This window comes from Paenarthrobacter sp. JL.01a (assembly GCF_025452095.1).
GTDB lineage: Bacteria > Actinomycetota > Actinomycetes > Actinomycetales > Micrococcaceae > Arthrobacter.
Genome location: NZ_CP104877.1, coordinates 599218 through 619008 on the forward strand (window position 1 = coordinate 599218; position 19791 = coordinate 619008).

The window sequence follows — 19791 nt, forward strand, 5'->3', positions numbered from 1 at the left end:
TTACGCGTCCGCGTAGCCGAGCCTTTGCAGTCTTTGCCGGGCGGCTTGTTCGCTGGGTCCATGGGATCCAAGGGCGAGCCGGACCATGGCCAGCACAACCCTCGCGGCCGTGATCACCGGCAAGGGGACAGGGCCGAACCGCGGGCGTTGAAGGCCCAGCAAGTCCCTGTATTTAGGCTCAAGACTGGCGATGGCTGCCCCGAAAAGGATGCTGTAGCCGGGCTTGAGGAGGGGGCTCAGCGGCGGATGTTGGATAAACGACACTGTCTCGGCCAGCCGTTCATCTGCCCGCAGGATTCCTGATGCGTACCAACCCTCCAGCTCCTCACGGACTTGGGCTTCGGTGACGGGTGGGTCCTGCACTCCCATGAGCCGGCCGGCTGCTGCCCATTCGCGGACGTAGGCGTCAGCTCCGCCGGGGATGGAGACGCCCCAGATCCGGTTGGCCGTCAGGAACGAGTCCGCGTAGGTCACGTGGACCCAGCGGAGGAGCTCGGGATCGTTGGCAGCGTACTCGTGGACGGCGCCGTTCCCGTCCACGTAGGTCCCGCGGACGCGTTCGTGGATCCTGCGGACGACGGCGGTGGCAGACTCGGCCGCTTCGGTTGATCCGTACGTCACGGTGAAGATCCAGCGCACCGTGTTGGCCAGTCGGCCCAGGGGATCCTTCTGGAAACCGGAGTGCTCGTAGACGCCGGCCAGCGCGCCGGGATGGAGGGCCTGCATCAGCAGCACCCTGATTCCCGCCACGATGGTGGCTACGTGACCATGCACCGCCCAGACGGCCGACCCCGGAAGGTGGTATCCGGCGTCGTTCCCTTCCGCCAGGCGCGGCACCCACTCAGGCGGCGTCCCCGACGTCCCGGTGAACGTGCGCTGGAGTTCGTGGCGGTACTCGGTGAGGTAGTTCCTCATGCATCCTATGAGACCGCACATCCGCCACACCGTACAGAGGGAGTTTTCGTACAGCTAATGCCCTTATGAGCGGCTCATAAGGGCATTAGCTGTACAAAAACTAGCGGGTGGCGCGGCGTCGGGAAGGTGCCGCCGCCACCAGCAGGGCGGCAATTGCGACGGCGGCACTCAGGATGAGTCCCGGACGGTACTGTTCCAGCATGGCTTGGGCGCTGACGCTGCCGGCCGCTTGGCCGTGGCCACTGACCAAGGCTGTGGTGACGGCGAGGACCAATGCGGCACCAACCTGCGTGCTGGTCTGGATGAGCCCCGCGGCCAGGCCTTGCTCGGAATCCTTGATGCCTGCGGTGGCCTGCACGTTGATGGATGGGAAGGCCAGGGCGAAGCCGATGCCGAGCAGGACCACCGATGGCAGGATGTCCAGCGCGTAGTTCGGGGTAGTTCCGACGCGGAGGAAGAGGACATACCCCAATCCAAGCGCGGTGAGGCCCGTGAGGATCAGCTGCGTGGCTCCGAATTTCTCAATGAGCCGGTCGGCGAACGGAGCGCTGGTGGCCACCAGCAGGCCCGCCGGCAGCAAGGCCAACGCCATTCCGAGAGGAGTCCAGCCGAGCACGGACTGCAGGAACATGGTGACGATGAACTGGAAGCTCAGGTAGGAGCCGAAAAGTCCCACAGCGCTCAAGTTCGCCCGTGCAACCCAGCCTTCCTTGAGGATGCCGAAGCGGATAAGCGGGTGCTTGACCTTGTTTTCGATGATCGCGAAGGCTGCCAGCACTGCGGCAGAAACTGCGAATCCGGCGATTGTTGCCACAGATCCCCAGCCCTGCTCAGGTGCTGAAACCAAGGTGTACACCAGGCCGAGCATGCCCAATGCGAGCGTGACGGCTCCCCAGATGTCGTGCCCGCTGTTTTCCGCTGACGGCTTGTCCTTGGGAATGAACTTCATGCCCAACAGGACCACGATCACGGCGATCGGCACCGAAACCAGGAACGTCCAGCGCCAGCTCAGGCTGGTCATCAGCCCGCCCACCACCAGGCCCAGCGAGAACCCGCTGGCACCGAACGTGGTGAAGATGGACAGTGCCTTGTTCCGCTCGCGTCCCTCGGCGAAGTTGGTGGTGATGATGGAGAACCCGGTGGGGGCAGTGAAGGCTGCTGCCAGGCCCTTTACGAAGCGCGTGGCAATCAGGACCGCGGGGTCGTCCACCAGGCCGCCGAGGAGCGACGCGGCTGCGAACACGGTCAAAGCAATGAGGAAGATACGACGGCGGCCCAACAGGTCCGCGAGCTGCCCACCGAGGAGCAGGAGGCTTCCGTAGCCCAGGACGTAGGCGGAGACGATCCACTGCAGGGAATCGGTTCCGAGGTGGAGTTCCTGTCCGATGGAGGGCAAAGCCACGCCGACCATGGAGACGTCCAGGCCATCGAGGGCAAGGACGGTGCAGACAACCATCAGCAGAAGCCACTGGGCCCGCGTCCAGCGGACCGCTGTTGCTGCTGTTGCCAAGGGTGGCTCGACAGGTGTTTTGAGGGTGGTGGGTGAGGTCATGCGATCAATCTATATGACACGTCATTCAATGACAAGGAATATGACGCGGAATCTTATGACGTGGATTTTAATCCCCTCATGGCCTAGGATGGGGACATGGCAACGACGCGTGACCGCCAGCTGGAAGACCGGGAATTGGTTGAGCAGTGGCGCGACATCCAGAGCTCCTACTTCCGTACCGCCGGAGCAATCGACCGCGCCCTCGAAGCCAAGTTCGATATCGGGCTGAACGAGTTCGAAATCCTGGACCTCGTGGCCGAGAGCGAAGAGTCGTCGTGCCGCATGAAGTCGCTGGGGGAGCGGACACCCATGACCCAGAGCGCCGTGTCCAAAGTGGTGGACCGCCTCGAAAAAGCGGGCCTGGTGACCCGTCAGACCTGCGCCGAAGACCGTCGTTCGCTCTTCCTGGAACTGACCGAGGCCGGCCGCGCACTCCACTCAACCGCCGCCGTCGAGCATCGCGCGCTGCTGAAGGAAAACCTGGGCTGACGCGGGCCTGGGCAAACCGGCCGCGCCTCACTTGGCATCAATCTACCCGCCGCGTATAGTGGAAACCGCAGACCCCCCCGCACACGCGGAGCCGGGGGTCTAGCTGTTTAACGCGCTAAATCTCCAGTGGAAGGCGGGCAGGATCTCTGGAGCTGAGGTACGTTTCATACCAGTCCCAAGCGAACTCATTTCTACTGTGCTTATCGACAAATGCGTTGGCGCTCCAAGCCACCAGGTCGGCCATTTGCACAAGTTGCGAGCTGCCCGAGTCCAAATGAATGGCGTCTTCGATGACCCGTCGCTGGGCCAGTTCCAGTGTTCGGTGAGTGCTCCTGTAAGAGGTGTCGCTTCCATCGCCATCCATGAACACAAGGGCCAGTGAGTCGGATTTGTTGAGCTCGTCTTCGAATCGATCAACAAGCGCGGCATACGCTTGCTGTCTGGTCTGGGCTATATCTTCTGGCTTCCCACGACGGTACACGGCTCCAAGGCGAAGTCCTTTTGTGCTCTGCAAGGTCTGTAAACACTCGAGTGCAACCTCGCGGCCAAAGTCCTTCCAGTATTCAACCCCTTCGTGGACGTGCCGGTCAGGCATCTTCGTTGAAATGCGTCCCCGCCCATTTACATATTCCGTCGTGTGCAGTTCCTGCGTGACTGGGATTTTGTGCTCTCGCCATAACCGCTTCCGGGTTTGCAACCAGTTGCTTAAGGCCGAAGACCAACGGTCTGGGGCGAACTCTATCCAGCCGTAGACAACCAGCCCGGATTGGGGATGGCCGGAATCGTCAACATAGATCATTCTGTTCAGCGGCAAGGTCACAGTTCACTTTACTCAGCTTCGCGGAGGTAGCTCCGCGGACTCCAGACCAGACATCAACACGGCCGCAACAAACCTCAAGACGTCTTGAGCAAAAACTGATCCAACCTTTCGCTGTACAGCCCCCGGGAAGCCTTTATTTCTGCTGGGATTCCCGCAAGAATGGTGCTTGCACGCCAGGCTGGGGTTTGGTGCCGCTGGCTTTGGGGAGTGTTTTTGTGGGCAAGCATCATGAATCAGACCGGGCGATTGACCTGATCCGCACCGAAAAATTCCGTCGCGTTCTCATCGCCGGATGTCTTGCCGTTCTGGCCTTCTTCGCCTTCGGCTTCCAACCACTGACAGCCGTTCCGGCAGGATCAGTGAATCCGATGACGGCCCAAGGTGTCGTCGGACCCACGGCATTGGGGAGCCTGACCCCGCCCGAAGCCGAAACAATGGTCATCGATCCCACGTTGGCACCACCGGCGCAACTGCCTGGCACGCCCATGGTCTACTTTGACCGGGCGATGGTCCGGACGGTCAGCAAGGACGGTTCCACTGGCCTGACGGTTGCTTCAGCCGGAATGTCCCGGCCACCAGCGGGCAGCCTCTATGCTCCCCTGGAAGTTCTCAACCCGAGTTCTCCCTATGGTTACCGCTACAGCCCGCTGACGGGCCTGGCCGGCGAGTTCCACTGGGGCCAGGACTACGCGGCCCCCTGCGGAACCCGGGTCTATGCTGCCGACGCCGGTGTGGTCCGCGCCGTGGGTTGGCACATCTGGGGCGGCGGCAACCGTGTGGAGATCGAACACGGCAACGGCCTCGTCACCACCTACAACCACCTTCAGGACATCGGCGTCACACAGGGCCAGTCGGTCCGCGTTGGCGAAGTCATCGCCGAGGTCGGCACCACTGGCTGGTCCACGGGCTGCCACCTCCACTTTGAGACCATCGTGAACGGCCTTCACACCAACCCGAACGGCTGGACGTATCTGCCCATCAAGCAGGTTGATCCGCTGCAAACCATGACGTTCGTGAACTACCAGCCAGGCGTTGGCACGGGAAGCTCCGCGCCGCAATGGGCAGTCCCCGTGGCCGACGGCACCAACCGCGCGGTCATCGGCGGCGACCACGAAGAAGAAGTCGCTCCGCCGGTCGTGATCCCGCCCGTCACCTCAGTGAACACGCCCGGCCCGGTCACCTCGACGCCGCCTCAAACCACGACGCCGGTCCAGTCGCCGTCCGTAACGGCCACGCCGACGCCGACGGTCACCCCGACGCCGACCGTGACCCCCACGCCAAGCGTCACCCCGACGCCGACAGTCACCCCGACGCCGACGGTCACCCCGACCCCGACCGTCACTCCGACGCCGACTACAGCTCCGGTCACTCCAACAGAGCAGACTCCAACGGTCCAGACTCCAACAGTCCAGACGCCAGCGGCCCAGTCAGCAGTCGCGCCGCCACCCGCCGTCGTCGAACCTCCTGCTCCGGTTGCTCCTGCCCCGGCCGCAGTGGCACCCGCCCCAGCCGCACCCGCCCCGGCCGTGGTGGCCCCGGCTCCCGCGGTGACGCAGCCTGTGGCGCCAGCCCCGGCCCCCGTAGCCCCCGCACCTGCGCCGACACCTGTGGCGGTCCTGCCCTCAACACTTCCGGCAGTGACGCTCCCGCCCGGTTATATCCTCATCGCTCCGGACCTGGTCCAGAGGCCGGACGGCGTGATCGTGCCGCTGTCCACGCTCATCCTTCCTGCGCCCTAAAACGCCACAAAGCCCGGGCATTTTCGTGGCCACAAGCCAGCTCCCGTAAGCTCGATGGCGGCGATCCCGCCAGCCGACGACGTCAGGAAGCGAATCCGATGACCAGCCTCTACAGCATTCCCATCACCTTCAACGACGGCTCCGAAGGCGACTTCGGCCGGTTCGAAGGCAAGGCTGTGATGGTGGTCAACGTCGCCTCCAAATGTGGCTACACCCGCCAATACGCTGGCCTGGAAGAGCTCTACGGCAAGTACCGCGGGCAGGGGCTGGAGATCCTTGGCGTGCCATGCAACCAGTTCGGCGGCCAGGAGCCAGGTGCCGATGAGGAAATCGCTGAGTTCTGTGAGCGGAATTTCGGCGTGACTTTCCCGTTGACCACCAAGGCGAACGTCCTGGGCAAGGAACAGCACCCGCTCTTCGCCGAGCTGACCCGGGACGCGGACGGCCAGCCGGCCAAGGTGAAGTGGAACTTCGAAAAGTTCGTCATCAACCGTTCAGGTGAACTCGTGGGACGGTTCCCATCCGCGGTAGAGCCTGACTCCGAAGACCTGTTGAAAGCAGTGGAAAAAGCGTTGGCGTAAGCCGGCAATGCCGAAGGGAGGCAAGTAATTTTCCAACATTCCGCCGGGAGTTAGCCGGTTGTTGGCTTTCTGTCTGGTTGGATTGGACCTACTGGGGTTGACACGGGAGGCGCCGTCTCCCACCAAACGCTAAGGCAGCTATGGAGTTCATCGAGGCCGAATATCCCAAACCAGGTCATGTGCTGTTGCACTTGAGCGATCTTCACCTGGTGGGTGGTCCCGGCACGCTCTACGGCTCTGTGGACAGTGAAACCAGGCTCAGGGAGATCTGCGACCAGATCGTCGCCTCCCGGATCAGGCCTGAAGCCATCATCTTCACGGGAGACCTCGCGGACCAGGGCGAGCTCGAAGCGTACAAGCGCCTTCGCGACATGATCGAACCGGTATGCGATTCGTTGGGAGCCAGGGCCATCTGGGCGATGGGAAACCACGACGACCGTGCGAATTTCCGCTCCGCCTTCGCGGATGCGTCAGAGGCCAGCAAGCCCGAGGACCCGGTTGACCGCAGCTACTTCATCAACGGGCTCCGGATCATCACCCTGGACACCACCGTTCCCGGCCACCACTACGGCCAACTGTCGGAATCACAGCTCGACTGGCTGGCATCCGAACTGGCTACACCGGCGCCAGACGGCACCATCCTGGCCCTGCATCACCCGCCGGTTCCCTGCGTCCAGGACCTCGCAGTCCTGGTGGAGCTCCGCGGCCAAGCCGCACTGGCCGCCGTCGTCCGTAATACGGACGTCCGCACCATCCTCGGTGGCCACCTGCACTACTCGACGACGGCGAGCTTCGCCGGCATCCCGGTTTCGGTCGCCTCGGCGACGTGTTACACGCAGGATCTAGGGGTACGCGCCGGAGGCCAACGCGGACGCGACGGGGCCCAGTCCTACAACATGATCCACGTGTACGAACACACCATCGTCCACTCGGTGGTTCCCCATTCCGGCGGCGTCACAGTGGGCGAGCCTGTGGACGCGGAGGAAGTCCAGCGTCGACTCGCCGCGGCGGGCATCCGCATCCCTCGCGAGTCCCGGGTGGGCGCGCACACCTCACCCGGTACCTTGACGTCGTCGCTGCCGGTTACCTCTCCCAGGGTGCCTTGACAGGGAAGTACTTCTCCAGGAAGTCCGTCACCAGCTCGGCGCGTTCATCTGCTCCGACCTCCGGGAAACTGCCGTCATTCAGGCAGAAGAAGTCCATGTGGCGCTTGGCCAACAGCTTGGGCAGGTAGTGCAGTCCGGCCCACATGGTCGAATCCACGTAACGGACCTTCGCGGCCGTTTGGGTGACCGCACGGCCCGTGAGCAGGGCGTAGTAGTGGTAGAACGAGTTCGTGACCGAGATGTTGTCAGCGGCGCGGAAACGGCTGGCTGCGGTCTTGGCGAACTCGGCGGGGAATTCCTTCTCCATCTGCGCCACCACGCTGCGCCGCAACGGGGCAGCGGTGTGCTCCAGGTGCCGGGTGGTGATCCGGCCGAAGCGTTCCCAGAGGAGCTTGCGGTTGACCCGGGCCGCGTTCTCGAAGCCACTGCGCTCGGCATCGTTCTCACCCAGGCCGATGCGGGTGTCCGCTTCGATGAACTTGGTGATGCCGCCGGGTGTGAAGAACATGTCCGGCCCCACAGGACGGCCGAAGAACATGTCGTCATTGGAGTACAGGAAGTGCTCGGACAGGCCCTCGATGTGGTGCAGCTGGCATTCCACAGCCTGCGAATTGTGGGTAGGCAGGACCGAGGGATCGGCGAAGAATTCCTCGCTCCGAACGATCGTCACGGCCGGGTGGTCAGCCAGCCACTCAGGCGCGGGTGAATCCGTGGCAATGAAGATCCGGCGGATCCAGGGCGCGAACATGTGCACCGAACGCAAGGCATATTTCAGTTCGTTGATCTGACGGAACCGGGCCTCGTGGTCGTCACCTTCGCCAAGGACAGCGCCGGCCTGCTGGGCGCGGCGGCGTGCAATGTACTCAGGATCGCTGCCATCAACCCACGAAAAAACGATGTCGATGTCGAAAGCAATGTCGCTGGCGTGGTCCGCGAACATGTTCTCGATGGTGGGCCAGGTGAGGCCGTGCCGCTGCACGGTTCCACGGACGGCGTCCTGCCGAAGCAGGGTACGGCGCGTCAGGGAATTCTCGACCGGCAGTTCCAGGTGGTCGCCTTCGAACCTCCACAGTTCAAGCTGGACACCCAGTGCCGGGCCGTACCAGAGGCCCCCGCCGACCTCCACGCGGGGACGGTAGAGGCGGAAGATGCGGGCCTTCCGGTTGGCCGACAGTTCGCCATCGGCCACGAGCACGGACGTCTTTTTCCTGGCGTCCACAGTCATCGCGTAGAAGGGTTCGTTCCGGAAGGCTTCAACCAGGGCGTCCCGGACATCCTTGCGGGATTCCCAGTCGACGGCGATCACGGGCCGCTCGTCATTGCCGCGCACCAGGATGAAATCGATGCCTGCGGCATCCAAGGCAGCCCGTACAGCCAGGAGATCGGAAACCATGGCCTGTTGCGGGGTCAGGTCGGCGTTGACCAGGGCGTACCGCCCACGGTGACGGACGACGTCGGACCTGTGCCTGAGATGCGCGACGACGCCAGGGGAGACCGCCTCCGCAATCGTGTCCTCTTCGACGGACGGGCTGCCGTGGTAAATCGGATCGACCTGTGCTTGTGTGATGGCTGTTTCTCCGGGATCGTCGGTGGTGCTTGTGCAGGTGGTGAAGCTTTAGATGGCCAGGGCCCCGCGCCAGCTGCGGAGGAAGGCTCCGCCGGCGTCGTCGTGGATCACGTCGTCGGCAAGGTCCAGGTCCGCGGCGGTCAGGATGGCGTACGGCTTGACCGGCACGCCGTCCGCAGGCCGGACATCCACGTGCTTCACGTCGTGATCGTTGTGGTGCAGCCAGTCTGCCATGGCGTAGTCCGTCCGGGAATCTCCCACGGTGCGCCAGGAGCGCGGCGTGATTCCCTGGGCGGCCAGGAGCTCCACTGCCCGGCTTGCCCCGAGGTCCTTGCCGAGCCGTACGGACTCGATGTCCGTGGAGATGATGGTGGGGTCAAGGCGGTAATCGGCGGTGTCGTCGGAGCCGGGCGCATGGTGGTCGAGGATAGCGGCGTTCAGGCCGTGCTGTTCCATGATGCCCAGGGCGTCGGCGTCGAAAAGCTTCTGCTCGGCCAGGTAATCGGCGCTGGCCACGTTCAGGTGCTGCTCGACCGAAACCATGGCCCGCTTGGTCTCGTCGAAGAACATGTGCGTGGCGTAGTCCTCGGCCACGAGCCTGCGGATGTCGTCACCGTAGGCCTTGGGGACGGCGAGTTCGTGGTCCACGTGGATGGGGCCGGGGCCTTCGGCGGTGTAGCTGAACCAGACCGCACCCTTCTCGCAAATGGCGTGGATCACCGTGTTGGCGGGCATGCCCGCGGCAATCATCGGCTCCATGACCTGCTGGGCGATGAAGGCGTCGGAACGGCCGGTGTTGAAGATGACAGGGATCCCGGCCGAGGCGAGGGCCACCAGGTCGGCGATGATGTCCGGCTTGACGTCGCGCGTCACAGGGCTGGCGATGGGGCCATCGACATCCAGCAGCAGAGCCAGCGCGGGCTCGGTGCGGGCAGCGGTCCGGTCATTACCTTGGAGCGGTTGGGTCATGCCCCTATTCTGTCAGTCCCGCAGACTCCCCACACAGCTGTGACGTTCGACGACGATTAGTCACCTTTTGGCTACAACCTGCCTGTGCTGCGGGTCACAAGTTCCGTTAGGGCGGCATCTTCCATAGGCTTGCAGGGTGATCTTCAAAGCTGTGGGCGAGGGACGCCCGTACCCTGACCATGGATACACCGCGCCCAGGGACTGGGCTGCCCTGCCTCCGCGCCCTGTGCGGTTGGATGACCTGGTCACCACCAAGCGGACCCTGGACCTGGAGGCGTTGCTGGCTGAAGACTCCACATTCTTCGGAGACCTGTTCCCGCATGTGGTCCAGTACCAAGGCGTGATGTACCTCGAGGACGGCCTCCACAGGGCGGTCCGCACGGCGTTGCACCAAAGGACTGCGATCCACGCACGCGTATTGGTGATCGATGGCTAGGCAGCCCGGGCTGGACCAAGGTGAGTCCCGGACAAAAAAACGTAAGCGTCCCAAGGATGTGACGCAGTTGCACGGCCATCACGTGGTGACGGGGCCGGAGCTCCGGGCAACGTTTGCCGACGACGCCCCGGTCCGGCGCGGAAGTTTCGGACGCCGCCTCTTCCACGGGATAGTCCTGGTGTTGTTGCTCGGCGTGATCGCTGCTGGGGCAGTAGGTGCCTGGGCTGTCATGAACGGCGTCATCAAGGTCCCGACGGCCATTGCCAGCAAAGCGCCTTCCAGCCTCTGCCCTTCCACCACGTTCGACTACGTGCCCAACGAGACCGTCCAGCTCAACGTCCTCAATGCCACCTCGCGCAGCGGGCTCGCGGCGACAGTGGCTGACCAGTTCACCGCGCGTGGCTACAAGGTAGCTTCCGTCGGGAACAGTGACACCGCCTATTCGGGCATCGGCGTGGTGGTGTCCGGGGTCAAGGGCCAGGCGGCTGCCTTCAACATCCAGCGCAACCTTGCCGGCACGGACTACTTCCAGGACAACCGGGAAGACGAGTCGGTGGACGTCATCATCACGCCGGGTTATGAAGGCCTGGTGGAACCGCAGTTGGTGGACCAGACCCCCGGCAAACTCATGTGCCCGCGCGAGGAACTGCGGATCGCCGACAACTCCAAGTGGCCCATCATTCCCACGAGGCCCGCAGGCTGACACGCCCGCCGGTACCGCCCCTCAAAGTCGCGGGGGATGCGTGGCGTCAGGCCGTAGCTGCGGCGGTGTCCAACAGGATAGGCCTGCCTGCCTCGTCAAAGCGGGCACCGGCTCCGAGCTGGATGAAGCGAACGGTCTGGGCGGTGTGCGCCTCCTGCGCGGCAAGAAGCCCGACGTCGGAGGTTGCGGACGGTGGGGGAGTCTCGCCGTCGGGCGTCCGGTTGCGCCGTGCGGCGCTGGCTGACAGCGTTCCGTGGATGAGCCGCGCGAGCTGGGCAACATCGATGTCCGGAAGGTAACCCTGCTGCACGCCGTCCCGGAGGATGTCCTGGAGCAGGGCATTGAGCTCGCCCACGTGGTCTGCGAGCTTGGCGAAGGAGCCGGGGGAGAGGACGGCGGCCATGGCAGGGCCTGGCGGAAGGTGGCGGCGGCTGAGATCCTCCACCTGTGCACGGACGTAGAGTGCCAGGCGGTCCACCGGGTTGTGGAGTGCGGCCAGTGACTCGCGGAGGTCCACGATGAAGCGTTCGGTCTCGTCCAGTGCGTACGCGATGAGGAGCTGCTCCATGTCCGCGTAGTAGTTGTAGACCGCGGTCCGGCCCACGCCCGCGTGGCGGGCAACATCGGTCATGGTCAGCCCGGGCAGGCCATGGGTGAAGAGGAGCTCGCCAAAGGCGGTGAGAATCCTACGTTGGGTCTCGGCGCGTTGGGCAGCGTTCGTGGCGGCCGTGATCCTGGGCATATAGACACTTTACCGCGATCTGTCAGCAAACCGGGTCATGGCGCGTAAGCAGCCAAACCGGGCGGTAACATCGTGAAAAGCCGGGAAGCCGGGAAGCCGGGCAACAGGAAAATCGCAGCAAGGGGGGCGTCTTGCGCGCAACGGTCAAGGACGTGGCGCGCCGCGCGGGGGTCTCACCCAAAACGGTCTCGAATGTCATGAATGGAATCGTCCCGGTGAGCGGACCTACGCGGCTCAGGGTTGAACGGGCCATGCAGGAGCTGGACTATGTCCCGAATCTTTCTGCGCGGGGACTGCGCAACGGCCGCTCCGGTGTGATCGGCCTGGCCCTGCCGAACCTGGGCACCCCGTTCTCTGCCGAGCTCGCCCAAAGTGTTGTCGAAGTTGCCCATGCCCAAGGCTGGAGCGTGCAGATCGAGGAAACGGGTTCGGACCCGCATCGTGAGCAGGAGCTGATGACGCGCGCCCGGGCCAACCTGATCGATGGCCTGATCCTCAACCCCGTGGTGCTCGACGAAAGCGCAGTGAGGGTCGGTGTGGCGCTGCCTCCTGTGGTGCTGCTGGGCGAAGTCTCCCAGGAGCTGGCCGACCGCGTTTTCGTGGACAGCTTTGCCGCGGCCCGTGACATGACCCTGGCTCTCGCCCGGCCCGGCCGCCGGCGCATCGCGGTTCTGGGCATCAACCGGGGAAGGAAATCCGCCACTGCAATTCAGCGCACGCAAGGATATGAGGCAGCCCTGCAGTCCCTGGGCATCCCGCGGGATGAGTCGCTGATGATCGCCTGTGAAGAATGGACCCCGGCCTCAGCAGCGGAGTCACTGATGCAGTACCTCGACAGCAACCCACTGCCCGAGGCGATCTTCTGCTTCACCGACTCGATGGCCCTGGGTGCCCTGAATACCTTGTGGAAGCGGGGAGTCCGGGTCCCGGAGGACGTTGCCGTGGCGGGTTTCGACGACATTGCTGACGGCCGGTTCGCCGTACCGCCGCTGAGTACCGTGTCCGTGGACAAGCGGGCGATTGCCGCCGAGGCGCTCCGCCTGCTCACTGAGCGCATGGCGGACAGGGATCATCCGCAGCGCATTGTGTCTGTGCCCTACAGGATCGAAGAGCGGGCCAGCAGCCGCTAAGACTGCTCAATAAGTAAAATTGTTCGCGCTAACAATTTCTCTTGCCCAGCCTATTACAACGATGTAATGTGAGAGCTGCGTCACCCCGGGGCCACCTTTTACCCACGCGAGGAGACGTGCCGGAGCCGGACTTCAGTGCAGCAGTGTGTTTCCTTTCAGCGGACCCTTCCAAAGGAGTGACGGGTGAAGCAGTTTGAATCATTGACCGGGAGAAGTATGTCCCGGAGACAGCTCTTGACGGGCTCGGCGCTGCTTGGCGGCGGGCTCCTGGCCACAGGCCTCACCGGCTGTGGCGGCGCAGCAGGAGCCGCATCCACGCCGACCATCAATTTCTGGCATCTCCTCTCCGGAGGAGACGGCACCAAGATGCAGGCCATGATCGCCAATGCCAACAACGGGAATCCGGGCTTCAAGGTCCACCCCACAGTGTTGGCCTGGGGTGCGCCGTACTACACCAAGCTCGCCATGGCATCGGCAGGCGGGCGTCCCCCGGAAGTGGCCATCATGCACGCAAGCCGCGTTCCCGGATATGCCCCCGGTGGCCTCATTGAGCCCTGGGATCTGGGCCTGCTGGCGCAGAACGGCATCACCCCGGAGAACTTTGCACCGCGCATCTGGGAAAAGAGCCAACAAAACGGAAAAGTGTTCTCCCTGGCACTGGATTCCCACCCTTTCATCATGTTCTACAACACCGATATCGCGGGCAAGGCAGGATTGCTGGAAAGCAATGGCCAGCTGCGCGACGTGAGCTCGCCCGCGGAGTTCAAGGCCGTGGCCCTGGAGATGCAGAAGGTCACCAAATCCCATGGTTTGTCCTTCGGCTACCTGAATCTTGGCTCACAGATGTGGCGCCTGTTTTACACGCTCTACAAGCAGCACGGTGCCGAGATTGTCCTGACTCCGGGCCAACCCATGCAGGCCAACCGGGACGCAGCCGTAGAGTCACTGGAGTTCATGGCGTCGCTCTTTGACGACACAATCGCGGCCAAAGGCAACGACATCAACACCGGCATCGCCGAGTTCGTCCGTGGCGACTCGGGCATGCTCTTCAGCGGTGGCTGGGAACTGCCCACCATGAAAAAGGCAAAGCTGCCCGTTGACGCGCTCACCATTCCCACTCTGTACGGGACGCCGGCTTCCTACGCCGATTCGCACTCGTTCGTCCTTCCACGGCAGCTCGCTGTTGACGAGGAAAAGCGCAGGGATGCCTACAAGTTTGTCAGCGACATCCTCAAAGGCTCGTTGTCGTGGGCCGAGGCAGGCCATATCCCGGCGTACCAACCCGTGGTGCAGTCACAGGCTTACAAGGAACTCACCCCGCAGGTCCATTACGCGAACGCCGCAGAGATCATTTCCTACGATCCCGAGGCCTGGTTCAGTGGATCGGGCTCGGACTGGCAGAACTACTTCGCCGAGTTCATCCAGAACGTGCTGCTGGGACGCAGCAAGGCGCAGGACGGATGGGACGGCTTCGTAGGCCGCACCAACGACCTTCTATCCCGGCCCAACCCGGTCTGACCGGCACACCCGCACACCGAGCGACAAAGGAGTCATTCATGAGTTCCTCTACTGCGTCCCGGCAGACCAGCCAAGCACGGACAACAACTGCACCCGGTATCAAGACCGGCCCCTCCCTGCGCAGGAGCAGGGACAACGTGAGCGGATGGGCCTTCGCAGCCCCGTTCCTCGTGTTCTTCCTGGTGTTCCTCGTCTGGCCCATTTTTTACGGGTTCTACATGAGCCTGACGGGCAAGTCCCTCACCGGCGCCAACGACGCCCTCATTGGTTTTTCCAACTACTCCGAGGCGTTTGCCGATGCCGGGATGTGGCGTTCCCTGGGCAACACGCTCTACTTCACGGTGATCAGCACAGTGCCGTTGGTGCTGGTTGCGCTGGTCATGGCCGCGCTGTTGAACATCGGCCTGCCGGCCCAGTGGCTCTGGCGGCTTTCCTACTTTGCCCCGTTCCTTCTGGCGTCCACGGTTGTCTCCCTGTTCTTCGTCTGGATGTACAACCCGCAGCTTGGCCTGATCAACGATTTCCTGTCCAAGTTCGGCATCCCCAAGGTCGGCTGGCTCAACGACCCCAACGTGGCCATGTGGTCCATCGTGATCGCAACGCTTTGGTGGACGGTGGGGTTCAACTTCCTTCTCTACCTGGCGGCCATGCAGAACATCCCTGCCCAGCACTACGAAGCGGCCTCCCTGGACGGTGCCGGCGCGTGGAGGCAGTTCTTCTCCATCACGCTGCCGCAGCTCACGCCCACCACCGTGATGATCGTGCTTCTGCAGATCCTTGCTTCGCTGAAGGTCTTTGACCAGATCTACCAGATGACCTCCGGCGGCCCGGGTGGTTCCACCCGTCCGGTGGTCCAGTACATCTTCGAAACCGGGTTCACCGGGTACCGGCTGGGATACTCCGCAGCCATCTCCTACATCTTCTTCGGACTGATCGTGTTGGTTTCCGCCTTGCAGTTCGTCGTCACCCGTCGCAGGAGCGCATAGCCATGGCAAATACAACCCTCACCCGTTCCATCCCACGTACCGGTTCCGGACAGGTCATCCGCCAGCCACGCAAGAAGCTGACGGTCGGCAAGACCGCGGCTGTCGTAGTGGCAGCCGTCCTCGCCGTCCTCTGGCTGGTTCCCTTCGCCTGGGCAACTGTCACCGCCTTCAAGTCCGAAGCGGATGCCTCAGCGTCGAAAGTCAGCTGGTTCCCGCCGTCGGGCTTTACCTTTGACGCTTTCGCCAGCGTGTTCCAAGCCGGCAACATCCCGCTCTGGACCTGGAACTCGCTCTACACCTCGGCGGCCATCACGCTTATCACCCTGGTGATCTCCGCCCTGGTGGCGTACGCGTTGTCCAGGATCGAGTTCAAAGGCAAGAAGGTGCTGATGATCGCCATCATCGCCAGCATCATCGTGCCGCCACCGGTGCTCATGATCCCGCTCTTCTACCAAATGCTCGCGTTCAAGATGATCGATACCCCGTGGGCAATCGTGCTGCCGCAGGTGATCCACCCCGCCATGGTGTTTGTCCTCAAGCGGTTCTTCGACCAAATTCCGCATGAACTCGAGGAAGCTGCCGTGATGGACGGGGCCAGCCGGCTCAGGATTTTCCTGCAGATCATCCTGCCGTTGTCCCGGCCGATCCTGGCCGCCGTCGCCATCTTTGTGTTCATCGGCGCCTGGAACAACTTCCTGTGGCCGTTCATCTCCACCAACGACGACGGCCTGCTGACCCTTCCCGTGGGCCTGCAGACCATCAAGAGCGCGTATGGCGTGCAGTATGCGCAGAACATGGCGTCGGCACTGCTGGCCGCACTGCCGCTGATCGTCGTCTTCCTGTTCTTCCAGCGCCAGATCATCAAGGGCATTTCCACCACCGGCCTGGCCGGAACCTGACCGATACCTCGCCGGAACCTGACCGATACCAACCGCCTACCAACAGTTCTCAGAACACAACCAAGGAGATTCATGTCCCGCGCACGCATCACCCTCGACCGCGACTTCACGGTTGGGGAAGTACCCCGCCGCCTCTTCGGCTCCTTCGTGGAGCACATGGGCCGCTGCGTCTACACCGGAATCTACGAGCCCGGGCACCCCGAAGCGGACGAGCACGGTTTTCGCCAGGACGTCCTCAAGCTGGTCAAGGAACTCGGTGCCACCGTCATCCGGTACCCCGGCGGCAACTTCGTCTCCGGCTACAACTGGGAAGACGGAATCGGCCCGCGCGAAAACAGGCCCCGCCGCTTGGACGGCGCCTGGCACACGGTAGAGACCAACGCCTTTGGCCTGCATGAATTCGTGGACTGGTCCAGGCAGGCCGGCACCGAAATCATGGAAGCCATCAACCTGGGCACCAAGGGAGTGGAAGAAGCCCGCGCCATCGTGGAGTACTCCAACCATCCTTCAGGCACCTACTGGTCGGACCTCAGGGCGAAGAACGGCCACAAGGATCCGTTCGACATCAAGCTCTGGTGCCTCGGCAACGAGATGGACGGGCCGTGGCAGATCGGGCACAAGACGGCCGACGAATACGGCCGCCTGGCACAGGAAGCCGCCAAGGCCATGCGATACGTGGATCCGTCCATTGAACTGGTGGCATGCGGCAGCTCAAAATCCGCGATGCCCACGTTCGGCGAGTGGGAGCAGACCGTCCTTACGCACACCTATGACGAGGTGGACTACGTTTCCCTCCACGCCTACTACTTCGAAGAAGAAGGCGACGTCGGCAGCTTCCTGGCTTCCGCCGTCGACACCGATTTCTTCATCGAGTCGGTCATTGCCACAGCGGACGCTGTCCGGGCCAAGGGAAAGCACAAGAAGCACATTAACCTGTCCTTCGACGAGTGGAACGTCTGGTACCAGCGCGGCCGGGATACCGAGGACCAGCTGCGCAACATCGTCAAGGGTCCGTGGCGCGAGCACCCGCGGGTTATCGAAGACCACTACAACGTGACGGACGCCGTAGTGGTGGGGACCTTGCTTAACTCGTTGCTCCGGCACGGCGACAGGGTCAAGATCGCCAACCAGGCACAGCTGGTCAACGTGATCGCGCCGATCCTTTCGGAGGAAAACGGCCCGGCGTGGAAGCAGACCATCTTCCACCCGTTCGCCCGGATGGCCGAGCTGGCCCAAGGTCAGATCCTGCGGCTCTCGGTTAATTCCGACAAGTACTCGAATGAACGCTTCGGGGACACCGACTTGGTGGATGTCAGCGCCACGTGGAACGAGGAAACGGGCCGGGTCGCCTTGTTCTTCGCGAACCGCGGCCTGGAAGAGGCGGCCGACGTCGAGACCGCCTTGCGCGGTTTCGACGTCCGGCAGGTTGTGCGCGCCGAAGTCCTGGAAATTCCGGAGGACGGCGACCGCTTCACCATCAACAGCCAGGAGCAGCAGGACCGGGTGGGCTTGAAGCCATTGGAGAACGTCAAGGCCACTGGCTCGGAGCTGCGCCTGACGCTGCCCGCATTGTCGTGGGCCGTCGTCGAGCTTGAGGTCGCGAAAGCCTAGCGCCGCACCCAACTGCGTGGCGCCAAACTGGGGGACAGATAACGTCGCTACGAACGTTCGTAGCGACGTTATCTGTCCCCTACTTGGGTTAAGGTACGACGGCGGCCGGCTGGCTATACTGCGCAGCCGTCGGGGCCGCAGGCCTCGGCGTCGGAGGCGCCCACCGGGATCAGCGGGTTGGCTTCCTGCCACGCCTGATTCAGGGCCTGGGAGAAGAGCTCGGCCGGCTGGGCACCGGAAATGCCGTATTTGCGGTCGATGACGAAGAACGGAACGCCCGTCACGCCGATGGCGCGGGCCTCGTTGATGTCCTGATTAACCTCTTTGGTGAACTTGTCGGTGCTGAAGAGTTCAGCGACCTCTCCGGCGGGCAGCTCGAGGGCGGCACCCAGTTCGGTGAGGTAGTCCTGGTTGCCGATATCCTTGCCGTGCTCAAAGTGGTCGCTGAGCAACTGTTCCTTCGCGGCGTCCTGCTTGCCGTGGGTCGCAGCGAGATGGATGAGGCGGTGGGCGGTAAAGCTGTTGGCCACCACCACCTTGTCGAAGTGGTAGTCCAGGCCTTCACCCTTGGCAGTGTCGGTCACGTGGGCGAACATCTGCTTGACCTGATCCGGAGCCATGCCCTTGCGCTTGCTCAGGTAGTCCAGTTCCGTACCGTCGTAGTGCTCGGGGACGGAGGCATCCAGCTGGTAGCTCTTCCACTCAACATCCACTGAATCGCGATGCGGGAACTGTGCCAAGGCAGTTTCGAAACGGCGCTTGCCGATGTAGCACCACGGGCACGCGACGTCTGACCAGATCTCAATCTTCATGGTTTCGTCAACCTTGGACGGCACAGAGGCATTCCAAACACAAGCTGTTATTTTCCTCACTGCGCGAATAGCCTTGAGGTGGGTTGTGAAGCCAGCCCACCGTAGAGGGGGTTATGCGCGGAGGCCCGCATGCGCATCGGACTCATTGTTGGACCCTGGTTTACTGTCCCGCCGGAACGCTATGGCGGAACGGAACGGGTAGTGGATTGCCTGGCCCGGGGGCTGGTTGATGCGGGGCACGAAGTCCTGTTGGCCGCGGCCTCCGACAGCACGTGCCCGGTGCCCCAAATGCCCGGTTTCGGTCCCAGCCAGCCGGACGAAATTGGCCTCAGTCTCAGCGAGCTGAGCCATGTCATCAAGGCATACCGCGGCATGGACGGGGTGGATATCATCCACGACCACACGCTGGCGGGTCCTCTCTACGCGCACCGGCCTCCCGATATCCCGGTGGTCACCACCATCCATGGACAGCTCACTGACCAATCCGCGGAACTGTACCGTGCCATGCAACGTGACACCTCCATCATCGCGATCTCCCATGACCAGCGGTCCATGCTTCCGGACCTCAACGTGGCGGCCGTCATCCACCACGGCCTGGACCTGTCCACCGTGTCCGTGGGAAGCGGCAGAGGCGGCTACGTTTGCTTTGTAGGCCGGATGTGCGCGGACAAGGGCCTCATGGAAGCTGTGGCGATTGCCCGTGAAGCCGGAGTCCCCCTGAAGATAGCCGCCAAGATGCATGCCAAAGAGGAGCAGGACTTCTTCCACGAAGTCGTAGAGCCTGGGCTGGGGCCGCAGGAGGAATTCCTGGGAGAGCTTTCCGACCCCGAGAAATATGAGCTGATGGGCGGAGCAACTGCACTGATCAACCCCATCCAATGGCCCGAACCCTTCGGACTGGTCATGATCGAGTCACTGGCCACGGGCACGCCCGTGGTGGCAACTCCCATGGGTGCAGCACCGGAAATCGTCAAGCATGGAGTGACCGGCTTCCTGGGAGAACTTCACCACCTTGCGGGGTTCGTGGATGAGGCTGCCCGGTTGAACCGGGCGGACTGCCGGCATGCCGTGGACGAGTACTTCAGCGCCGGGCGCATGGCAGCCGAACATGTGGACCTATATTCACGCGTCCTTGAACAATTCGACGGCAAAGGGGTTCACGGCAGCGCTTACGTGCAAGAGAATCAAAGGCAGGCCCGTTAGGCTGCCGGTCCCG

19 protein-coding genes are annotated in these 19791 nt (G+C 63.1%); 12 read left to right on the top strand and 7 right to left on the bottom strand.

Translation table 11 applies throughout. From position 1 onward, the window contains the following. On the bottom strand, nt 1–915 hold the full coding sequence (locus N5P29_RS02980) for an oxygenase MpaB family protein (protein WP_262277190.1): 915 nt from the start codon (nt 913–915) through the stop codon (nt 1–3). Nucleotides 916–1015: 100 nt separating this feature from the next. After that, nucleotides 1016–2467 carry an MFS transporter gene (locus tag N5P29_RS02985; protein WP_262277191.1) on the bottom strand — a complete coding sequence of 484 codons (1452 nt, stop codon included), beginning with the start codon at nt 2465–2467 and terminating at the stop codon, nt 1016–1018. Nucleotides 2468–2563: 96 nt separating this feature from the next. On the opposite strand from N5P29_RS02985, the gene N5P29_RS02990 reads away from it, so the two are divergent. Next, nucleotides 2564–2956: a MarR family winged helix-turn-helix transcriptional regulator gene (locus N5P29_RS02990; RefSeq protein ID WP_262277192.1), complete on the top strand. Its 393-nt coding sequence runs from the start codon at nt 2564–2566 to the stop codon at nt 2954–2956. 115 nt (nt 2957–3071) lie between these two features. Here N5P29_RS02990 and N5P29_RS02995 read toward each other — a convergent pair whose 3' ends face one another. Beyond that, nucleotides 3072–3776, bottom strand: coding sequence for a DUF3800 domain-containing protein (locus N5P29_RS02995; RefSeq protein WP_262277193.1), 705 nt, complete (start codon nt 3774–3776; stop codon nt 3072–3074). Nucleotides 3777–3991: 215 nt separating this feature from the next. Between N5P29_RS02995 and N5P29_RS03000 the strand changes: the two genes are divergently transcribed. The 3 genes from N5P29_RS03000 to N5P29_RS03010 all read left to right on the top strand — a co-directional run bounded on the left by N5P29_RS03000 (nt 3992) and on the right by N5P29_RS03010 (nt 7202). Continuing rightward, nucleotides 3992–5515: a M23 family metallopeptidase gene (locus N5P29_RS03000; protein WP_262277194.1), complete on the top strand. Its 1524-nt coding sequence runs from the start codon at nt 3992–3994 to the stop codon at nt 5513–5515. 98 nt (nt 5516–5613) lie between these two features. After that, nucleotides 5614–6096, top strand: a complete 483-nt coding sequence (locus N5P29_RS03005) for a glutathione peroxidase (protein ID WP_262277195.1) — start codon at nt 5614–5616, stop codon at nt 6094–6096. A gap of 140 nt (nt 6097–6236) precedes the next feature. Further along, the gene (locus N5P29_RS03010; protein WP_262277196.1) at nt 6237–7202 is read left to right on the top strand and encodes a phosphodiesterase; all 966 of its coding nucleotides are present in this window, start codon (nt 6237–6239) and stop codon (nt 7200–7202) included. On the opposite strand, the gene N5P29_RS03015 is transcribed toward N5P29_RS03010, so the two are convergent. Then, entirely contained in the window at nt 7180–8595 is a 1416-nt protein-coding gene (locus N5P29_RS03015) for a stealth family protein (protein ID WP_410007892.1), read from the bottom strand. The genes N5P29_RS03010 and N5P29_RS03015 overlap by 23 nt on opposite strands. A gap of 222 nt (nt 8596–8817) precedes the next feature. After that, a complete protein-coding gene (locus N5P29_RS03020; protein ID WP_262277197.1) occupies nt 8818–9738 on the bottom strand; it encodes a Cof-type HAD-IIB family hydrolase in 921 nt (306 codons plus the stop codon). A 136-nt stretch (nt 9739–9874) separates the two neighbouring features. Between N5P29_RS03020 and N5P29_RS03025 the strand changes: the two genes are divergently transcribed. Together N5P29_RS03025 and N5P29_RS03030 are read left to right on the top strand one after the other, a co-directional pair. Then, complete coding sequence (locus N5P29_RS03025) at nt 9875–10174, top strand: type II toxin-antitoxin system VapB family antitoxin (protein ID WP_144661451.1); 300 nt, start codon at nt 9875–9877, stop codon at nt 10172–10174. A gap of 58 nt (nt 10175–10232) precedes the next feature. Continuing rightward, nucleotides 10233–10877 carry a LytR C-terminal domain-containing protein gene (locus tag N5P29_RS03030; protein ID WP_262277198.1) on the top strand — a complete coding sequence of 215 codons (645 nt, stop codon included), beginning with the start codon at nt 10233–10235 and terminating at the stop codon, nt 10875–10877. A 46-nt stretch (nt 10878–10923) separates the two neighbouring features. Here N5P29_RS03030 and N5P29_RS03035 read toward each other — a convergent pair whose 3' ends face one another. Beyond that, entirely contained in the window at nt 10924–11619 is a 696-nt protein-coding gene (locus N5P29_RS03035; RefSeq protein ID WP_262277199.1) for a TetR/AcrR family transcriptional regulator, read from the bottom strand. 131 nt (nt 11620–11750) lie between these two features. Between N5P29_RS03035 and N5P29_RS03040 the strand changes: the two genes are divergently transcribed. The 5 genes from N5P29_RS03040 to N5P29_RS03060 all read left to right on the top strand — a co-directional run bounded on the left by N5P29_RS03040 (nt 11751) and on the right by N5P29_RS03060 (nt 17763). Next, nucleotides 11751–12749 (top strand): LacI family DNA-binding transcriptional regulator, encoded by a 999-nt coding sequence (locus N5P29_RS03040; RefSeq protein ID WP_262277200.1) that lies wholly within the window; start codon nt 11751–11753, stop codon nt 12747–12749. A gap of 183 nt (nt 12750–12932) precedes the next feature. Beyond that, the gene (locus tag N5P29_RS03045; protein ID WP_315973374.1) at nt 12933–14267 is read left to right on the top strand and encodes an extracellular solute-binding protein; all 1335 of its coding nucleotides are present in this window, start codon (nt 12933–12935) and stop codon (nt 14265–14267) included. A gap of 38 nt (nt 14268–14305) precedes the next feature. Continuing rightward, a complete protein-coding gene (locus tag N5P29_RS03050) occupies nt 14306–15253 on the top strand; it encodes a carbohydrate ABC transporter permease (protein WP_262277202.1) in 948 nt (315 codons plus the stop codon). A 2-nt stretch (nt 15254–15255) separates the two neighbouring features. After that, nucleotides 15256–16152, top strand: a complete 897-nt coding sequence (locus tag N5P29_RS03055) for a carbohydrate ABC transporter permease (protein ID WP_262277203.1) — start codon at nt 15256–15258, stop codon at nt 16150–16152. Between the two features lie 72 nt (nt 16153–16224). Then, nucleotides 16225–17763 (top strand): arabinosylfuranosidase ArfA, encoded by a 1539-nt coding sequence (locus tag N5P29_RS03060; protein WP_262277204.1) that lies wholly within the window; start codon nt 16225–16227, stop codon nt 17761–17763. Nucleotides 17764–17876: 113 nt separating this feature from the next. On the opposite strand, the gene N5P29_RS03065 is transcribed toward N5P29_RS03060, so the two are convergent. Then, complete coding sequence (locus N5P29_RS03065; protein WP_262277205.1) at nt 17877–18575, bottom strand: DsbA family oxidoreductase; 699 nt, start codon at nt 18573–18575, stop codon at nt 17877–17879. A gap of 129 nt (nt 18576–18704) precedes the next feature. On the opposite strand from N5P29_RS03065, the gene N5P29_RS03070 reads away from it, so the two are divergent. Then, a complete protein-coding gene (locus N5P29_RS03070; RefSeq protein WP_262277206.1) occupies nt 18705–19778 on the top strand; it encodes a glycosyltransferase family 4 protein in 1074 nt (357 codons plus the stop codon). Nucleotides 19779–19791: the final 13 nt, after the last annotated feature.